The sequence below is a fragment of the Pseudomonas sp. AGC41 genome (assembly GCF_057334555.1).
Window position 1 is genome coordinate 2,148 of record NZ_JBHFJB010000066.1, and the last position, 17,380, is coordinate 19,527.

Consider the following 17,380-nt stretch of genomic DNA (forward strand, 5'->3'; position numbering starts at 1 on the left):
CTACTGCACAGGCCAGCGGGAGCAAGCTCCCTCGCCACGGAAAGTGGCCTCGCCAGAATATCGTGTTCAGGCCTTTTTCTTGTAGGCAATGCAATCGATCTCGACCTTGCAATCCACCATCATGCTCGCCTGTACACAGGCGCGGGCCGGGGCGTGTTCGGGGTTGAAGTATTCGCCGAAGACCTTGTTGAAACTCCAGAAATCCCGCGGGTCATCCAGCCAGACGCCGCAGCGCACAACATCTTCCAGGCCATAGCCGGCCTCTTCGAGAATGGCGATCAGGTTCTTCATGGTCTGGTGCGTCTGCTCGACGATGCCGCCAGCGACGATCTCGCCATTCACCGCGGGCACCTGGCCGGACACGTGCAACCAGCCATCGGCCTCCACGGCGCGAGCGAAGGGCCGCGGCTGTCCGCCGCCCGCGGTGCTGCCGGTGCCATAGCGCGTAATGCTCATGAGTTACTCCTTATTGGATGGACTTAAAAACGGGTGTTCTTGAGAAATTCCGCCAGGCGCGGCGATTGAGGGCGCTCGAACAATTCCTTCGGCGGCCCCTGCTCTTCGATGCGGCCCTGATTCATGAAAACGATCTTGTCGGAGACCTCGAAGGCAAAACGCATTTCGTGGGTCACCAGCAGCATGGTCATGCCGTCTTCGGCCAGGCCCTTGATCACGTTCAGCACCTCGCCGACCAGCTCCGGATCCAGGGCCGAGGTCACTTCGTCGAACAACATCAGGCTGGGGTTCATCGCGATCGCCCGGGCAATCGCCACGCGCTGCTGCTGGCCGCCGGACAACTGACCGGGAAAGTGATCGCGCCGTTCCAGCAGGCCGACCCGCTGCAGCCATTTCTCGGCCAGGGCCACCGCTTCATCCTTCGGCAGTTTTTTCACCTTGAGCAGGCCCAGGGTGACGTTCTGCAAAGCGCTCAGATGCGGGAACAGGTTGAATTGCTGGAAGGCCATCCCGGTCATGGCCCGGTGCCGGGCGATGACTTTTTCGGCGTGACGCACGCGCTTGCCGTCCACCTCGTCATAGCCGATGGACTCGCCGTCGAGCACGATCCGGCCGCCCTGGAATTCTTCCAGCATGTTGACGCAACGCAGCAGCGTGGTCTTGCCCGAGCCACTGGAGCCGATCAGCGTCACCACGTTGCCGCGCTGCATGCTCAGGTCCACGCCCTTGAGCACTTCCAGCGGGCCGTACTGTTTGCGCAGGCCGCGGATGTCCAGCAGCGATTGGGCGTTGGAGAGCTTCGTATTGGATAGATTCGAAACGTCAGTCATGGCAAGGCCACCCGCTTTTCAATGTGCCGCCCGAGCAATTCGATGGCGTAGTTGATGATGAAAAAGAGCAAACCGGCGAACAGGTAGAACTCCAGGGTCATGAAGGTCCGGGCGATGATCTGCTGGGTGCTGAGCAGCAGTTCGGCGACACCGATCACCGACAGCAGGGTCGAGGCCTTGACGATCTCGGTGGAGGAGTTCACCCAGGTCGGCAGGATCTGCCGCAACGCCTGGGGCAGCAGCACATAACCGAGCGACTGGAAGAACGTCAGGCCGATGGCCTGGCTCGCTTCCATTTGCCCACGGGGCAGAGCCTGCAAGGCACCGCGCACGATCTCGGCCACGTGGGATCCGCAGAACAGCGTCAATCCGAGGACGCCAGCCTCGAACGCACCGATCTGCCAACCCAGGGCCGGGGCCATGTAGAAGCAGGCCAGTACCAGCACAAATACCGGCGTACCGCGAATCAGGTCGACGTAGAAACGAAACGGCGCGCGCATCCAGACCCGGCCATAAGTCAGCGCCAACCCGGCGACGACGCCGATCAAGGTGCCCAAGACAATCGCCAGGGCCGAACATTGCACGCTGGTCAGGAAACCGGCCCACAAAGTCTCCCGGGCGACCCATAACTCCTGCAACCAACTGGGGGATTGGTACATGGAACGCTCCTAACGGCGGATCGCCAGGCGCTGCTCGAAATAGCGCAGCAACATGGCAATGAGGTAACAGGCCGCGACATACAGCGCCGTGGTGACCAGCCAGGTTTCAATCACCCGGTAGCTTTCCACGTTGATCTTGCGGGCGTAGTAGGTCAGCTCCGGCACGGCAATCGCCGCCGCCAGCGAGGTGTCCTTGAACAGCGAAATGAAGTTGTTCGACAACGCCGGCAGCACGTTGCGCAGCATCACCGGCACGGTGACGTAGGCCTTTACCTGCCATTCGCCCAGGCCGATCGCCAGGCCCGCTTCCCGCTGCCCTTTGTGAATGCTCACCAGGCCGCCACGGAACACTTCGGTGAGGTAGGCCCCGGCGTACAGCGAAAGCGTGATGACGAACGAGGGCAGCTTGTCCAGGCGAATACCCAGGCTCGGCAAGGCGAAGTAGATCAGCAGGATCAGCACCAGGATCGGTGTATTGCGGATCACCGTGACATACACCGAGGCCAACACCCGCAGTAGGCGGTGCTTGCTCAACAGCGCGAACGCCAGCAGCAGGCCGATCACACAACCGATGGCGATCGACACCAGCGCGAGGGAAAGCCCCAGGCCAAGCCCCGCCAGCAGCGTGTCGAAATCGCGCCAGACGGCGGCAAAGTTCAACTGATAATTCATGGTCGGCAGCACCTTCGACAGGGCGCCCAACGCTGGCGCCCCGGGCTCACTGGGTCATTTGTATTCAACGGGGAAACCGATGGCCGGCGATGGCAGCTCGACGCCGAACCACTGCTTGAACGACGCAGCGTAGGTCGGGAATTCCACACCGGTCATGGCTTCATGCAGCGCAGTGTTGACGAAGTTCAACCAGTCCTGGTCGCCGCGCTTGACCGCGCAGGCATAGGTTTGCGGACTCCAGGCGTAGGCCGGGCTGCGGTAGCGACCGGGGTTCTGCACCATCAGGTATTTGACCGAGGACTGGTCGGTGGCAGCGGCATCGGCACGGCCGGAGTTCACCGCCTGATACATCAGGTCGACGCTGTCGTACTGGTCGACCTTGGCCTGGGGCAGCGCCTGGTGCACGAGTTCTTCGGCGTAGACGTTCTGCAGCACCGCCACGGTGACGTCGTCGCCGGCAGCCTTGAGGTCTTCGATTTCCTTGAACTTGCTGTTGGCCGGCAGCAGCAGGCCTACCCCTTCGCGGTAATACGGCAAGGTAAATGCCACCTGCTGGGCTCGGCTCGCGGTGACGGTGATGAACTGGCAGCTCATGTCGACCTTATCGGTCAGCAGGTTGGGAATCCGCGCATCGGAAGACTGCACCACGAATTCGACTTTTTCCGGGTCATTGAACAAACCCTTGGCGACCATCCGGGCGATGTCGATATCGAAGCCCTGCAATTTGCCATCCGCTCCCTGGAAGTGCCACGGCGCATTGGTGCTGCCCGTGCCCACGATCAATTTCCCGCGTTGCAGCACGCTGTCCAGCTTGCTGTCGGCCGCCTGAGCGACGCCCATGGCAGCCGTCGTGGCCGCGAAGAGAAAAACACACGCTTTGAACAAGGAAGGTCGGCATTGCATGGCAAGCACTCCAGGATGAGTTTATTCCGCTATACCGGAACATGGTATGTAACAACGGAATAGATAGCAGAAAGTGTGCCACAGGCTTGGTGCGCATGGGTGGGAAAAATGGAAAGTGAGGAAAATCAGCGAGATGGAAAAACACAACGCCAGAGGGCATCCCGGCGGGCCGTTGCGTGATTGCTACCGTTGGCCACGGATGCGGGTAGCGAGGCCCCAAATCGGTGCCAGTGCGGGGTCACCACACCTGCCGCACCGAAACGGAGTGATTCTAGAATTGTTGACGATCTTGATTTACCGCTTGGCAGCCTCGTCATAAACCTGGCCACGCTCGCGCTTGCCCACGGCAATCACCGTAACGACTAAGCGATCATCTATCACGCGATAGACCAATCGATAGCCCGCGCTGCGCAGCTTGATTTTATAGGCATCTTCGAGCCCATGGAGACGGTCCGCCTGGACATGCGGATTGCCCAGCCGCTCCTCCAGTTTGTTCTTGAACTGAGCCCTTAACGTTGCCCCCAGTTTCCTCCACTCTTTCAATGCCTTATCAGAAAACTCCAACTCATAAGTCATCGATAGAAACCTTGATCGTCGGATCATTCTCCCGCTCGCGGCAAAGTGCAACCAGCTCGATGTCCTCAAGCCGCTCCATCATGGCTTCATACTCTTTGGCAGGAACACAGTAGAAAGCCGGCTCGTTACGGTTAAGGATCGCTACAGACAATCCTCCGCCCGCAGCAACGGTACCCATGGGGTTTTTCTTGAGTTCGGAGATGCTGGCTACCACTTGAGAAAGCACGATATGGGTCATGAAATATCCTCGAGCACTTTTAATGGTGCTAAAAATAGCACTCCAAAACGGCTCTCGCTACTGCTCAGCGTCCACAAAACCTCACCCTGGACAACATCCGCAGATCCCCCTCGCGGTAATAGTCATCGCTCCAGCTGTCATCCACCGCCAGCGGCTTGACCTGCTTGAGGGCGAGTTTTTTCGCGAAGTAACGAAAGCGGTAATGTTCGTAGAAACGCAGCAGTTCGAGCCCGTAGCGATCTGCCAGGTCGGTGTCGTCTTGGATGATGAGGTAGTTCTCGTCGTTGCCGTTGCTCGCCGCGATGCTGAGATTATGGCTGCCGCTGATGATGGTCGGCGCATCGCTGGTGAAATCGGTGACCACCGCTTTGGTATGCACCAGCAGGTTGCCTTTCTGGCCTTTCATGTTTTCCCTGAGCCAACCTTCCAGGCCAGTATTGAGCAGCGCGGTGGCGGCGAATTCGGCGGTGCGGTCGGCGTGAAAACCGCTGATGCGGCTGGTGGTGTTTTGCAGGCCGTAGCGCAGCACATCGTCATTGGGTTGGCCGAGCAAGGCATCGAGGATCCGGTCGGGCAAGGCAAACGCCGTGACGAACAGCAGGTCCTTGCGCGCGCCGTCGATGATGTCGACGAAGCGATCCAGATCGCCCTGCCCGGTACGCGGCGAGAAACCGGCGAACAGTTTCTCGTCTGTAACCATGGGGTTGTTGCGGTTCAGCCATTGGCGCGTGGCATCGACATCCTCCGGTGCGGCCCAGATCTGCTCGAACACCTGAAGGTAACTGGCACTGATGCGCGGTTCGTCCAGCACATGAATGACATTGGCCTGACGGTAGATGCCATTGGCGGTGAAATTGGTGCTGCCGCATAGCACCGCTTCGGGTTTCAGCGACGCGTTGCCTTCGACTTTGCTCAGCACGATGAACTTGTCATGGAAGATATTGTGGGTGACCCGCCCACGCTTGTTCGCCGCCGGCAGTTTTACCAGGCTGGCTTCGTTGCGCAGCGTACCGTCGTCCCCCGGCTCGGCGTGGTACAGCACCCTGACCTGCGCGCCGCGGGCATGGGCGGCGTTCACCGCATCGACGATCACCGGCAACTCATACTCATAGATGGCGACGTCCAGCGCCCAGTTGGCATCGAGCGCCCGATCGATGAAGCCGGTCAGGCGTCCCAGCAAGCCGTTTTCCAGCCAGCGCCGCGGCGCGTCGGGCCAGTCGTCGATGGACAGGTCCTTGTTGGCGTCAATGAGTGCGTCCAGTTCGGGAAACTTGCGCTGGAACGCCTGACTGGCGGCCACCGCGCGATTGAAGATGACTCGCTGGTTGGCCGGCTGGCCGTCATCGCTGGTGACGCTCACCTCCAGTGATTCGCCCAGTTGCGGTGCATCGGGACTGCCGTAGGCCAGGTGCACGCGGTAATGAATCGTCACGCCAGGGTTGACGGCGTAATCGGCCCAGCGAAATTTCTGCAAGGGCGCCTTGTCGCTGGGCGTGGCATGGAACTGGGGAAAGGTGTGCGCCTTGTCGGGGAACGTCAGGCTGTTGAACAGGAACAGCCAGGGTTTGGCGCCCTGCTGTTTCTCGATGGCAAAACCCAGCAGCCCCTTGCGTCGGGACTCGGCCAGGTCCATGGCGAGCAACACGCCGTTGGTGCCGGCATAAGCCTTGACCCGGAAATCGTCCTTCGCGTTGGTGACGAGTACGCGCATGGTTCACTCCTGTGGAGACTGCCTGAGCATAGAGCAGTGATGCAGATTGAACATAGAGGTCCGGGACCGAGGTGATGCCTTCGCGAGCAGGCTCGCTCCCACATTGGTTTCGCTGTGGGCACATAACCAGTGCAAGCCCCGTCACCCTGTGGGAGCGAGCCTGCTCGCGAAGGGGCCTGTCGTTACACGGCAAAGTTCAGTCAGTGCACTTCATCGATATGCCGATACTCAGCTCCCAACTGCTCCGCCAGTTGCCTTGCCCTACCCAGGCGAATCGGGCCGCGCTCGATGTCGATCAACAGGCATGGGCATTCGAGAGCCGGCACGCCCAGCCCGTCCCTGACTCGCCCATCGGTCATCAGCAACACCCGCTGCTGCTCTGCCGGATAGCGCTTGCGCCGGACCGTGAGCCAGCGCTGCGCCTCGTCCAGCGCCGCCAGCAACGGCGTGCCGCCACCGGCGCCCAGCGCGTCGAGCCAAGCGCCCAGGCCGGTGGAGGCCTTGAGCCCCTGCACTTGCCACCTCGGCGCGGTGCCGCTGGCCGTCAACAGTGCCAACCGTGCACGCTGTCGGTAGGCGTCATCGAACAGTTGGGCCAGCAGGCCCTTGCCGTCACTCAAGGCGCGATGGTGACGGGTCGAGGCCGACGCATCGACGATTACCAGCCACAGCTCATGGGCTGAACGCTGCCGCCATTTGAAACGCAAATCCGCCAGCAGGCGTGGACGTCCCTTTAGCAACGTGCCCGGCCAATCCACCGCGCCGCTGGCCGCCGCTTTGCCGTGGCCTTGGCGGCCCTGGTCGAGCCGTCCCGGACGGGGTCTGGCATTCGCCCCCGCGGACGACCGGGGGCGAATGCCTAGGGCTTTTTTGGCCAGCTCGGCACGTCACGCCGGGCACCGCTCGGCAGCGCCTGGGCCGGCAGGTCACCCCATTGGCCCTGGCCTTCGCCGGACGCGCTCGCTTCATTCGGGCGCGGCGGCGGTGCCTGGGACGGCGCGGGCGCCTGGGTCGCAGGGTCGCGGCGCCGATGACGCAAGGCAAATTCGGCGACGGCGTCGATGTCTTCGGCCGCGATGGCGTCCGCACCACGCCAGGCCGCATGAGCGCGGGCGGCCCGCAACCAGACGAGGTCGGCGCGCAAGCCATCGACCCCAGCGCCGAAGCAACGCTCGGTAATCTGCTCCAGCGCCGTGTCATCCAATGGGATCCCGGCCAACCGCGTGCGCGCCTGTTGGCAGCGTTCCCGCAACTGTCGTTGGGCGGTTTCCCACTCGGCGCAGAACGCCGCCGGATCGCTGTCGAAATCCAGCCGCCGCCGAATGATCTGCCCGCGCTCGGCAGGCGCCGTGTGGCCGTCGAGCGCCACGTTCAGGCCGAAACGATCGAGCAATTGCGGACGCAGTTCGCCCTCCTCCAGGTTCATGGTGCCGATCAGCACAAAACGCGCCGGATGCCGGTGGGAAATGCCGTCGCGCTCGATCAGGTTGGTGCCGCTGGCGGCGACGTCCAACAGCAGATCCACCAGGTGATCCGGCAACAGGTTCACCTCATCGACATACAGCACGCCACCGTCGGCCTTGGCCAGCACGCCGGGGGAAAATTGCGCGCGGCCTTCCCCAAGTGCGGCGTTCAGGTCGAGGGTGCCCAGCAGCCGTTCTTCGGTGGCCCCCAGCGGCAGGGTCACGAACTGACCGCTTGCCAGCAGATCCGCCAGGCCCCGGGCCAGCGTGGACTTGGCCATCCCCCGTGGGCCTTCGATCAGCACACCGCCGATCTTCGGATCGATCGCGGCCAGGCACAGGGCCAGTTTCAGCGCATCGGCGCCGACCACGGCGGAGAGGGGAAAATGGGCGGTGTCGGTCATATGAAATATCTCATGAATGTAAGGAGGACCCCTGTGGCGAGGGAGCTTGCTCCCGCTGGGTCGCGCAGCGGCCCCAAAAACCTGACGTTTCAGTGTTTTTCTGGATGACGACTGCCGCGCAGCCGAGCGGGAGCAAGCTCCCTCGCCATAAAAGCCCGGCAGTTATCGGCCAGTCAGCCATCTTCTTCGATATCCAGCAACAGATTCTCCAGCGCCTGGCGATAGTCGCCCGGCTCCTGCCACATCCCCCGCTGCTGGGCTTCGAGCATTCGCTCGGTCATGTCCCGCAGGGCGTCGGGGTTGTGCTGGCGGACGAAGTCCCGGGTATCCGGATCGAGCAGGTAGGCATCGGCCAGCAACGCGTACTGGTGGTCGTCGATCAACTGCGTGGTAGCGTCGAAGGCAAACAGGTTGTCCACCGTCGCCGCCAGTTCGAACGCGCCCTTGTAACCATGGCGCTTGACCCCGTCGATCCACTTCGGATTGGCCGCCCGAGAACGGATGACCCGGTTGAGCTCTTCCTTCAGGGTGCGGATTTTCGGCAAGTCCGGCTGGCTGTGATCGCCGTGGTAACTGGCCGCGGCTTCGCCACTCAGGGTTTCAACGGCGGCGAGCATGCCGCCCTGGAACTGGTAATAATCGTTGGAATCGAGCAGGTCGTGCTCGCGGTTGTCCTGGTTCTGCAGCACCGCTTGCACCTGGCTCAGGCGCCGGCTGAACTGAGCCCGCGCGGCGGTGCCCTCATCACTGGCGCCGTACGCGTAGCCGCCCCAATTGAGGTACACCTCGGCGAGGTCTTCGCGGCTCTGCCAGAGGCGCCCGTCAACCGCGCCCTGCACGCCCGCGCCGTAGGCGCCGGGCTTGGCGCCGAAGATCCGCCAGCCGGCCTGGCGCGTCGCGTCTTCCAACGGCAGTCCGGCTTGCCGCAAGGCTTCGCATTCGCTGCGGACTTTCGCCGCCAGCGGGTTCATGTCGTCCGGCTCATCGAGAGCCGCAACGGCCTGCACCGCCGCATCGAACAGGCGGATCAGGTTGGCGAAGGCGTCCCGGAAGAACCCGGAAACCCGCAGTGTCACATCGACCCGCGGCCGGTCCAGCAGGCTCAACGGCAGGATCTCGAAATCGTCGACGCGCTGGCTGCCCGTGGCCCACACCGGGCGCACGCCCATCAGCGCCATGGCCTGGGCAATGTCATCGCCACCGGTGCGCATGGTCGCGGTGCCCCACACCGACAGGCCGAGCTGGCGCAGGTGATCGCCATGGTCCTGCAAGTGCCGTTCGAGGATCAGATTGGCCGATTGGAAACCGATGCGCCACGCCGTGGTGGTGGGCAGGTTGCGCACATCGACGGAGAAAAAATTGCGTCCGGTCGGCAGCACATCCAGGCGTCCACGACTCGGCGCGCCGCTGGGGCCGGCCGGCACGAAGCGCCCGCCGAGGGCGTCAAGCAAGCCGCGCATTTCCGCCGGGCCACAGGCGTCGAGGCGCGGCGCGACGACGCCGCGCAGGTGCTCGATGATGCAGCCCACCGCGTCCCAGCCCGGCGCGTCGAGCTGCTCGACCGGACCTTCCAGGGCCTGTTCGATCAACCGTGCGGCAAACAACTCCAGGCGCTCGCGGGTATCACCGACGCTGCGCCAACGCTCGGCGCTGACCTCGCCCAAGGCCTCGGGCCGCGTCCCGGTCCATGGCTCGGCCAAGTCACAGTCAAGCGGATCGAACCCCAGCCCGAACGCCTTCGCCAGGGCCCGCAACAAACTCGACTGCGCGCCCTTGCCGTCGCCACGGGGAATGCGCAGCAACGCCAGCAAGGTGTCGATACGCAACCGTCCGCCGGGCGACTCGCCGAAGATATGCAAGCCATCGCGAATCTGCGACTCCTTCAGGTCGCACAGGTAGGTGTCCAGCCGTGGCAGCCAGATCGCCGCGTCGGCGTCGCTGTCGAGGGCGGCGTCGAGTTGCAGTTCGCGGTCGATATGGGTCTCGCGCACCAGGTTGAGAATGTCCCGCTGCAGCTCTCGGGCGCGGCGCGGGTCGAGCAGTTGCGCCTCGTAGTATTCGTCCGCGAGCAGTTCGAGGTTGCGCAGCGGCCCATAGGTTTCGGCCCGGGTCAGCGGCGGCATCAGGTGGTCGATGATCACCGCCTGGGTGCGCCGCTTGGCCTGGGCGCCCTCGCCCGGGTCGTTGACGATGAACGGGTAGATATTCGGCAGCGGCCCGAGCAGCGCATCCGGCCAGCAGCTTTCCGAGAGCCCGACGCCCTTGCCCGGCAGCCACTCGAGGTTGCCGTGCTTACCGACGTGGATCAGCGCATGGGCGCCGTAGGCGTGGCGCAACCAGAAATAGAACGCCAGGTAACCGTGGGGCGGCACCAGGTCCGGGTCGTGGTAGACCGCGCTCGGGTCAAGCTGATACCCGCGCGCCGGCTGGATGCCGATAAACGTCAGGCCCAGGCGCAACCCGGCGACCATCAGCCGACCTTGGCGGAACATCGGGTCCTGCTCGGGCGCGCCCCAACGGGCCAATACCGCGTCGCGGTTGGCCTCGGGCAGCGCGTCGAACAGGGCTTGATAGGCGTCCAGGGCCAGGCTTTGATGACACGGGCGCAAGTCCAGACTGTCGAGATCGTTGCTGACGCCGCCGAGCAACTGCTGGATCAATGCGGTGCCGCTGGCCGGCAGCTCGGCCGCCAGCGGATAGCCCTCGGCCTGCAGGGCGCGAAGGATGGTCAGCGCCGCCGCTGGCGTGTCCAGGCCGACGCCGTTGCCGATGCGCCCATCGCGGGTCGGGTAGTTGGCGAGGATCAGCGCCACGCGCTTTTCGCGGTTGGGCAGACGCGCCAGCGCCGTCCAGCGCCGGGCCAGCTCGGCAACGAAATCCATACGCTCGGGCACCGCCCGGTAGCAGACCACATCGCTCTGGCTGCGCTCGCTGCGCCAGGCCAGGTCCTTGAAACTGATGGGCCGGCTGATGATCCGCCCGTCCAGTTCCGGCAAGGCAATGTGCATCGCCAGGTCGCGTGGCCCCAGGCCTTGTTCGCTGGCGCGCCAGCCGGGCTCATTGTCCTGCGCGCAAATCGCCTGGATCACCGGGATGTCGCGGCGAAACGGCCGCAGATGCGGTGCTTCAGGGCTGGATTGGGCGAAGCCGGTGGTGTTGAGAATCACCCCCGCCGCGGCCTCGTCCAACCAATCTTCCACCTGTGCCAGACAACCTGGCTCCTTGAGGCTGGCCACCGCGATCGGCAGCGGATTGAGCCCCGTCGCTTGCAGGCGCTGGCAGAATACGTCGATGAAAGCCGTGTTCGCCGCTTGCAGGTGTGAGCGATAGAACAGCACCGCCGCCACCGGTTCGTCGGCGCGCCAGTCGGCTTGCCAATGATCGAGGGTCGCGTGGGTTTGTGCGGGGTGGTAGATCGCTGTGCGCGGCAAGGGCTGCGGTTCGGCCCACGGATAATCGCGCGCAAACCATTGGCTGCCGAGGTGATGGAACAGGTTCAGGGCATTGGCCAATCCGCCCTGGCGCAAGAACTGCCAGAGCCGGTCGCGATCCTCGAACGCTACGTTGCTCAGGTCGCTGAGCTCCGGGTCGGGGCGATCATCCCCCGGCACCAGGATCAGCTTCACGCCGCGCGCGGCCAGTTCCATCAGGCGCTCGATGCCGTAGCGCCAATAGCCGATGCCACCGTGCAGCGACAACAGGATGACCTTGGCGTGGCGCAGTACGTCGTCGACATACAGGTCCACCGACGCGTGATTCTGCACCTGCATCGGGTTGGCGAGGCGAAACTGCGGGTAGTCGTCCGGCAATTGCCGCGCTGCTTCGGCCAGCAGCGCCAGGCTGGAATCGCCGCTGCACAGGATCACCAGCTCGGCGGGAGTTTGTCCGAGGTCGGCGATGTTGTCATCCGAGACAAAACCGCCGGGCTGGGTCCTGAGCAGGTGCATGGCTTAGACGCTGAGGGCGGCGCGCAGCTGCGCTTCAAGCAGCCCGGCATCCAGCGCCTGGCCGATCAGCACCAGCCGCGTGACCCGCGCTTCGTCGGCGCCCCACTGACGGTCGAAATGCTTGTCGAAGCGCGTGCCGACGCCCTGGATCAACAAGCGCATCGGCTTGTTCGGGATCGCCGCGAAACCCTTGACCCGCAGCACGTCATGCTGGATCACCAGTTGCGTCAGCGCATCCAGCAGCAAGCTTTCATCGGCCTGGGGCAGTTCCAGGGAGATCGAGTCGAAGGCGTCATGATCGTGGTCGTCATCATCGCCGTCATGGTGGTGATCGTGGTGGCTGTGGCGGCTGTCGATGTGCTCTTCGGAGCCGGCGCCCAGGCCGATCAGCACATCCAGCGGCAGGCGACCGCTGCTGGCTTCGATGACCTTGACCGCTGGCGGCAATTCTTCGGCGACTTCCAGGCGGACTTTCGCCAGGTCTTCAGAGCTGATCAGGTCGGCCTTGTTGAGGATCACCAGGTCGGCGCTGGCCAGTTGATCGGCGAACAGCTCGTGCAGCGGCGATTCGTGATCCAGGTTAGGGTCCAGTTTGCGCTGGGCATCGACCTGGTCGGGGAACGCGGCGAAAGTACCGGCGGCGACGGCCGGGCTGTCAACCACGGTAATCACCGCATCGACCGTGCAGGCGCTGCGAATTTCCGGCCACTGGAAGGCCTGGACCAAGGGCTTGGGCAGGGCCAGGCCAGAGGTTTCGATGAGGATATGGTCGAGGTCGCCGCGACGGGCCACCAGCTCGCGCATCACCGGGAAAAACTCTTCCTGCACGGTGCAGCACAGGCAACCGTTGGCCAATTCGTAGACCCGGCCGCTGGCTTCTTCTTCGGTGCAACCGATGGAGCACTGCCTGAGAATCTCACCGTCGATACCAAGCTCGCCGAATTCGTTGACGATGACCGCGATGCGCCGGCCCTGGGCGTTGTCGAGCATGTGCCGCAGCAAGGTGGTCTTACCCGAGCCGAGGAAACCGGTGACGATGGTGACGGGGAGTTTGGCCAGTGTTTTCATCGGATGCCCTTTGGCAAGGTGGCGGGCAAACGGGACGACAACCGCTGGCACAGACGCGCGCGGAAGATTTCGCCACCGGATCACCCCGCCCGGTTGTAGTGAGAATCTGTTGTCGAGGCAGGTCTCCTGGCTGACGGCGGGCCGGTCCACGCTCATACAGAGCCTGGACCGACAATTTGCTGCGCCTTCCCGTGCGCCCGTTGAAAAGGGCATGCACAGTGGCCTTGCAGAAACAGCACCGTTCACAGTTGCGGGGGCAGCCGCGGCTTGGACCGCGTTCCCTTCTTAGCTTCGGCTTGCGCCAAAGAACCTCGAAGGCGCAAGGCTACGCAGGGTGCGCGGGCGGGTCAATGTTCCTGAGGCAAACTCCGGGGCCGGTGCCTCATCGTCGGCACCGGCACGGCCGATCTAGCGGGACGCCACGCGCCAGAGCCGGGCGATGTCCCGCGCGCGCTCGGCCAACAGGCGTGGCGCATCGGTGCAGGCCTCTTGCAGCGTCATCGGTCCGTTCGCCAGGGCAAAGGCGGCATCGATGCCATGCTCATACAGCGCCTGGTAACCCTCCCCCAACGTGCCGGCAATGACCACCACCGGTATACCTTGGCGCCGGGCAATGCGGGCCACGCCAAAAGGCGTTTTGCCGCGCAGGGTTTGGGCATCGAAACGGCCTTCACCGGTGATCACCAGATCGGCCCCATTGATCGCCTCGGCCAGGCCGGTCAATTGCGCAACGACTTCCACGCCGGTGCGAAACCGGGCCTGGAGAAAGGCCTTGGCGGCGAAGCCCAGGCCTCCGGCGGCGCCACTGCCCGGTTCGTCGCGCACGTCCCGGTGCAGCGCCTGGGCGCAGTGTTCGGCGAAATGCCCCAGCGCGCGATCCAGTTGCTGCACCTGTTCGGCAGAAGCGCCCTTCTGCGGACCGAACACCGCTGAGGCGCCATGGGGCCCGCACAAGGGGTTATCGACGTCGGCGGCGATCTCGAAACGCACCCCGGCCAGGCGCGGATCCAACTCGTTCAGGTCAATGCGCGCCAGTTTGCCCAGGGCCAGGCCGCCGGGCCGCAGCGATTGGCCCTGGGCGTCCAGCAGCGCCACGCCCAGGGCCTGCATCGCCCCGGCACCGCCGTCGTTGGTGGCGCTGCCGCCGATCGCCAGGATCACCCGGCCAGCGCCTGCATCGAGCGCTGCGCGAATCAGTTCGCCGGTGCCGAAGGTGCTGCTGGAACACGCGTCGCGCTGCCCCGGCGGCAACAGTTGCAGGCCGCTGGCCTCGGCCATCTCGATGATCGCGGTGCCGCTGTCGGGCAGCCAGCCCCAGCGGGCCTCGACAGCGGCGCCCAAGGGCCCGCGAACCCGGGCGCGACGCCATTGGCCGTTGCAGGCCGCCAACACCGACTCCACCGTCCCTTCCCCGCCGTCGGCCATCGGGCATTTGATCAACTGCGCATCCGGCCAGACCTCGGCCAACCCCTGGGCAATCGCGTCCGCCACGCCCTGGGCGCTGAGACTGTCCTTGAACGAGTCGGGGGCGATGATTATTTTCATTTTTGTTCTCCGGTTCCGATGCACAGCATGCTGCCAGCTGACCGCAGCCCTGACGCCGGTCCGCCGCACAAAACTCCCTTGGCATTATTGGTCAATTTCACAAAAATGGCGGTTCGGCATTGCTGGCCTCTTCGCGAGCAGGCTCGCTCCCACAAGTATTTTCTACTGGATATGGGATCACAGCAGATCCAATGTGGGAGCGAGCCTGCCCGCGAAGGGATCACGCCGGATAATTTTGATCATGGGGCAACAGTTGGACGCCTAGATACAACGCCAACATCCCATCCAGCCTGAGCGGGTCCACGCCGCTGAGCTCGGCGATGCGTTCCATGCGATAGCGCAGGCTGTTGCGGTGGATGCCCAGCGCGTCGGCGCAGGCCTGGCTCTGGCCGTCGTGTTCGCACCAGCTGCGCAGGGTCGCCAGGAGTTGTCCGTTGTTGTCCTTGGCAATCACCTTGCGCAGCGGCACCAGCAACTCGTCCAGCGCATCGTCGCTGCGATGACGCCAGAGCAGCACCGGCAGACGGTAACGATTGAGGATCAACAGGCGCGACTGCGGCAGGACATCACGGCCATAAGCGAGCAAATCCGCCACGCGCCGGTAACAACGGCGCAGGCCGGCCAAACCCTCGGCCTGACCGCCCACCGCCACCCTGAGGATGTTCCAGCCCAGCCCGTCGAGCTTGCCAAGCAAGCGCTCGTTCTCCACCGAAGCCGTGACCGGCCGGCACCAGAGCAAAGAAGATTTGGACGAGCTCAGGCACCAGCTGTCCGGGTAGCGCGACATCAACCACGCGCTCAGCGCCTCGACGGTTTGCCCGGGCCCATGTTCCTTGCCCAATTCAAACAGGTACGGCACCCGCGACAGCTGCGGCTTGAGGCCCATCTGCTGGGCTTCGTCGAGCAACCGTGGCGAATCCCCGGCATCGCCCAGCAGCAGCGCCAGTAAATCATCGCAACGCTGGCGCCGCCATTGCTGCTCGGCCTGCTGGTTGCGCTGGGCGAGCAGCATTTCGGCGGTCATGCGCACCAGTTCGGCGTAGGTGCGCAATTGCGCGGGTTCGCCGGTGATGCCGAGCACGCCGATCAACCGCTGGTCGAGCATCAACGGCAGGTTGATTCCTGGCTGCACGCCCTTGAGGTGCACGGCGGTGTGCTCGTCGATTTCCACCACCCGCCCATTCGCCAGGACCAGCTGCGCACCCTCGTGACGGGTATTGATGCGCTCGCGCTCGCCACTGGCAAGGATCAGGCCCTGGTTATCCATGACGTTGACGTTATAGGGCAGAATCGCCATCGCCCGGTCGACGATGTCCTGGGCGAGGTCGTGATCGAGTTCGAACATGGGCGATTCCTTGTAAGCAGGCTTCTTGTTTTTGGGTGTAATGCTTCAGCGCGATTGGTCAGCCGCACAGGGTCCGCGCGCAAACCCTGTGCCCCGGCACAAAGACACGGGCCCTCAGGCTGGCGAGACTCAAGGGGCGGTCAACGTTACCCCTTGGCACGCCAAAATCATAATAAAGAGAGACTCGCCATGTCCCAGAGCGCAGCAGCCCTCCTGGCTACCCCCGACGAAAAAAATACCGTCTACAAGCGCATCACCCTGCGCTTGATCCCCTTCATCTTCATCTGCTACCTGTTCAACTACCTGGACCGGGTCAACGTTGGCTTCGCCAAGTTGCAGATGCTCGATGCGCTGAAATTCAGCGAAACCGTGTACGGCCTTGGTGCCGGGATCTTCTTCATCGGCTACGTGCTGTGTGGCGTGCCGAGCAACCTGGCACTGACAAAATTCGGCCCGCGGCGCTGGATCGCGCTGATGATGATCACCTGGGGCACGCTGTCGACCTGCCTGCTGTTCGTCACCACCCCGACCGGGTTCTATACCTTGCGCCTGTTCACTGGTGCAGCCGAGGCCGGGTTCTTCCCTGGCGTGGTGCTGTACCTCTCGCAGTGGTTCCCGACGTTCCGTCGCGGCCGGATCATGGCGCTGTTCATGTCGGCCATCCCGGTGTCCGGCCTGCTCGGCAGCCCGTTTTCCGGCTGGATCCTCAACCATTTCGCCGCTGGCCAGGGTGGCCTGGCGGGCTGGCAGTGGATGTTCCTGCTGCAAGGCGTGCCGACGGTGATCCTCGGGGGCCTGGCGTTCTTCCTGCTCAGCGACACATTCGCCAATGCCAAGTGGCTGACCGACCATGAGCGCGCCGTGCTCACCGCCGACCATGCCGAAGACCTGGCCAACAAGCCGAAGACCACCACCGATTCCCTGGCAGCCGTATTCAGGAACCCGGCGATCTGGGCCTTCGGCCTGGTGTACTTCTGTATCCAGAGCGGCGTGTACGCGATCAACTTCTGGCTGCCGTCGATCATTAAGAACCTGGGTTTCAGCGATAACCTGGTAATCGGCTGGCTGAGTGCGATCCCCTATCTGCTGGCGGCGGTGTTCATGCTGCTGGTGGGCCGCTCGGCGGACCTGCGCAAGGAGCGCCGCTGGCATCTGGTCGTGCCGATGCTGATGGGTGCGGTCGGGCTGCTGATCGCCGTCAATTTCGCCACTACGCCGGCCATCGCCATCCTCGGCCTGACCATCGCCACCATGGGCGCCCTCACCGGCCTGCCGATGTTCTGGCCGGTGCCCACCGCCCTGCTCAGCGCGGGTGCGGCGGCCGGCGGCCTGGCGTTGATCAATTCCATGGGCCAGATGGCCGGCTTCCTCAGCCCGTACCTGGTGGGCTGGGTCAAGGACGCCACCGGCTCGACCGATGCGGCGCTTTATGTGCTGGCGGCAGTGATCGTCTGCGGCAGCCTGCTGGCGTTGCGCATGACGCGCACCCTGCGGGGCTGACGCGGTTTGCCTCCTGTGGGAGCGAGCCTGCTCGCGAAAGCGCCGTGTCAGTCACTGTAGAGG

15 protein-coding genes and 1 riboswitch are annotated in these 17,380 nt (G+C 63.9%); of the genes, 1 reads left to right on the top strand and 14 read right to left on the bottom strand.

Translation table 11 applies throughout. The features are described from left to right. Positions 1–66 precede the first annotated feature (66 nt). The 14 genes from ACE04F_RS12385 to ACE04F_RS12450 all read right to left on the bottom strand — a co-directional run bounded on the left by ACE04F_RS12385 (position 67) and on the right by ACE04F_RS12450 (position 15,817). Positions 67–456: a RidA family protein gene (locus ACE04F_RS12385; protein ID WP_486107035.1), complete on the bottom strand. Its 390-nt coding sequence runs from the start codon at positions 454–456 to the stop codon at positions 67–69. A 23-nt stretch (positions 457–479) separates the two neighbouring features. Continuing rightward, positions 480–1,286 (bottom strand): amino acid ABC transporter ATP-binding protein, encoded by an 807-nt coding sequence (locus tag ACE04F_RS12390; RefSeq protein WP_486107037.1) that lies wholly within the window; start codon positions 1,284–1,286, stop codon positions 480–482. Then, the gene (locus tag ACE04F_RS12395) at positions 1,283–1,945 is read right to left on the bottom strand and encodes an amino acid ABC transporter permease (protein WP_486107039.1); all 663 of its coding nucleotides are present in this window, start codon (positions 1,943–1,945) and stop codon (positions 1,283–1,285) included. Before ACE04F_RS12395 ends, ACE04F_RS12390 begins: the two co-directional genes overlap by 4 nt. Before the next feature lie 9 nt (positions 1,946–1,954). Then, a complete protein-coding gene (locus ACE04F_RS12400; RefSeq protein WP_186609149.1) occupies positions 1,955–2,617 on the bottom strand; it encodes an amino acid ABC transporter permease in 663 nt (220 codons plus the stop codon). A gap of 54 nt (positions 2,618–2,671) precedes the next feature. Continuing rightward, entirely contained in the window at positions 2,672–3,520 is an 849-nt protein-coding gene (locus ACE04F_RS12405) for a transporter substrate-binding protein (RefSeq protein WP_305495318.1), read from the bottom strand. Between the two features lie 294 nt (positions 3,521–3,814). Next, positions 3,815–4,096 (bottom strand): type II toxin-antitoxin system RelE family toxin, encoded by a 282-nt coding sequence (locus ACE04F_RS12410; RefSeq protein WP_486107042.1) that lies wholly within the window; start codon positions 4,094–4,096, stop codon positions 3,815–3,817. Continuing rightward, positions 4,086–4,334 carry a type II toxin-antitoxin system Phd/YefM family antitoxin gene (locus ACE04F_RS12415; RefSeq protein ID WP_486107044.1) on the bottom strand — a complete coding sequence of 83 codons (249 nt, stop codon included), beginning with the start codon at positions 4,332–4,334 and terminating at the stop codon, positions 4,086–4,088. Before ACE04F_RS12415 ends, ACE04F_RS12410 begins: the two co-directional genes overlap by 11 nt. A gap of 64 nt (positions 4,335–4,398) precedes the next feature. Then, complete coding sequence (locus tag ACE04F_RS12420) at positions 4,399–6,045, bottom strand: phospholipase D-like domain-containing protein (RefSeq protein WP_486107046.1); 1,647 nt, start codon at positions 6,043–6,045, stop codon at positions 4,399–4,401. A 200-nt stretch (positions 6,046–6,245) separates the two neighbouring features. Then, positions 6,246–6,803, bottom strand: a complete 558-nt coding sequence (locus tag ACE04F_RS12425) for a vWA domain-containing protein (RefSeq protein WP_486107048.1) — start codon at positions 6,801–6,803, stop codon at positions 6,246–6,248. Between the two features lie 101 nt (positions 6,804–6,904). After that, positions 6,905–7,912, bottom strand: a complete 1,008-nt coding sequence (locus tag ACE04F_RS12430; protein WP_486107050.1) for a magnesium chelatase ATPase subunit I — start codon at positions 7,910–7,912, stop codon at positions 6,905–6,907. A 173-nt stretch (positions 7,913–8,085) separates the two neighbouring features. After that, positions 8,086–11,859 carry a cobaltochelatase subunit CobN gene (cobN, locus tag ACE04F_RS12435; RefSeq protein WP_486107052.1) on the bottom strand — a complete coding sequence of 1,258 codons (3,774 nt, stop codon included), beginning with the start codon at positions 11,857–11,859 and terminating at the stop codon, positions 8,086–8,088. A gap of 3 nt (positions 11,860–11,862) precedes the next feature. After that, positions 11,863–12,927 carry a cobalamin biosynthesis protein CobW gene (cobW, locus tag ACE04F_RS12440; RefSeq protein WP_486107054.1) on the bottom strand — a complete coding sequence of 355 codons (1,065 nt, stop codon included), beginning with the start codon at positions 12,925–12,927 and terminating at the stop codon, positions 11,863–11,865. 99 nt (positions 12,928–13,026) lie between these two features. Next, positions 13,027–13,256, bottom strand: a riboswitch (cobalamin riboswitch). Positions 13,257–13,335: 79 nt separating this feature from the next. Beyond that, positions 13,336–14,472 carry a glycerate kinase gene (locus ACE04F_RS12445; protein WP_486107056.1) on the bottom strand — a complete coding sequence of 379 codons (1,137 nt, stop codon included), beginning with the start codon at positions 14,470–14,472 and terminating at the stop codon, positions 13,336–13,338. Positions 14,473–14,692: 220 nt separating this feature from the next. Further along, entirely contained in the window at positions 14,693–15,817 is a 1,125-nt protein-coding gene (locus tag ACE04F_RS12450; RefSeq protein ID WP_486107057.1) for a sugar diacid recognition domain-containing protein, read from the bottom strand. 189 nt (positions 15,818–16,006) lie between these two features. On the opposite strand from ACE04F_RS12450, the gene ACE04F_RS12455 reads away from it, so the two are divergent. Beyond that, positions 16,007–17,317 (top strand): MFS transporter, encoded by a 1,311-nt coding sequence (locus ACE04F_RS12455; protein WP_486107059.1) that lies wholly within the window; start codon positions 16,007–16,009, stop codon positions 17,315–17,317. Positions 17,318–17,380: the final 63 nt, after the last annotated feature.

Excerpts from the sequence above, each read along its gene's own strand:
- ACE04F_RS12385 (WP_486107035.1), bottom strand. The coding sequence starts at position 456 with ATGAGCATTACGCGCTATGGCACCGGCAGCACCGCGGGCGGCGGACAG.
- ACE04F_RS12390 (WP_486107037.1), bottom strand. The coding sequence starts at position 1,286 with ATGACTGACGTTTCGAATCTATCCAATACGAAGCTCTCCAACGCCCAA.
- ACE04F_RS12395 (WP_486107039.1), bottom strand. The coding sequence starts at position 1,945 with ATGTACCAATCCCCCAGTTGGTTGCAGGAGTTATGGGTCGCCCGGGAG.
- ACE04F_RS12400 (WP_186609149.1), bottom strand. The coding sequence starts at position 2,617 with ATGAATTATCAGTTGAACTTTGCCGCCGTCTGGCGCGATTTCGACACG.
- ACE04F_RS12405 (WP_305495318.1), bottom strand. The coding sequence starts at position 3,520 with ATGCAATGCCGACCTTCCTTGTTCAAAGCGTGTGTTTTTCTCTTCGCG.
- ACE04F_RS12410 (WP_486107042.1), bottom strand. The coding sequence starts at position 4,096 with ATGACTTATGAGTTGGAGTTTTCTGATAAGGCATTGAAAGAGTGGAGG.
- ACE04F_RS12415 (WP_486107044.1), bottom strand. The coding sequence starts at position 4,334 with ATGACCCATATCGTGCTTTCTCAAGTGGTAGCCAGCATCTCCGAACTC.
- ACE04F_RS12420 (WP_486107046.1), bottom strand. The coding sequence starts at position 6,045 with ATGCGCGTACTCGTCACCAACGCGAAGGACGATTTCCGGGTCAAGGCT.
- ACE04F_RS12430 (WP_486107050.1), bottom strand. The coding sequence starts at position 7,912 with ATGACCGACACCGCCCATTTTCCCCTCTCCGCCGTGGTCGGCGCCGAT.
- cobN (WP_486107052.1), bottom strand. The coding sequence starts at position 11,859 with ATGCACCTGCTCAGGACCCAGCCCGGCGGTTTTGTCTCGGATGACAAC.
- cobW (WP_486107054.1), bottom strand. The coding sequence starts at position 12,927 with ATGAAAACACTGGCCAAACTCCCCGTCACCATCGTCACCGGTTTCCTC.
- ACE04F_RS12445 (WP_486107056.1), bottom strand. The coding sequence starts at position 14,472 with ATGAAAATAATCATCGCCCCCGACTCGTTCAAGGACAGTCTCAGCGCC.
- ACE04F_RS12450 (WP_486107057.1), bottom strand. The coding sequence starts at position 15,817 with ATGTTCGAACTCGATCACGACCTCGCCCAGGACATCGTCGACCGGGCG.
- ACE04F_RS12455 (WP_486107059.1), top strand. The coding sequence starts at position 16,007 with ATGTCCCAGAGCGCAGCAGCCCTCCTGGCTACCCCCGACGAAAAAAAT.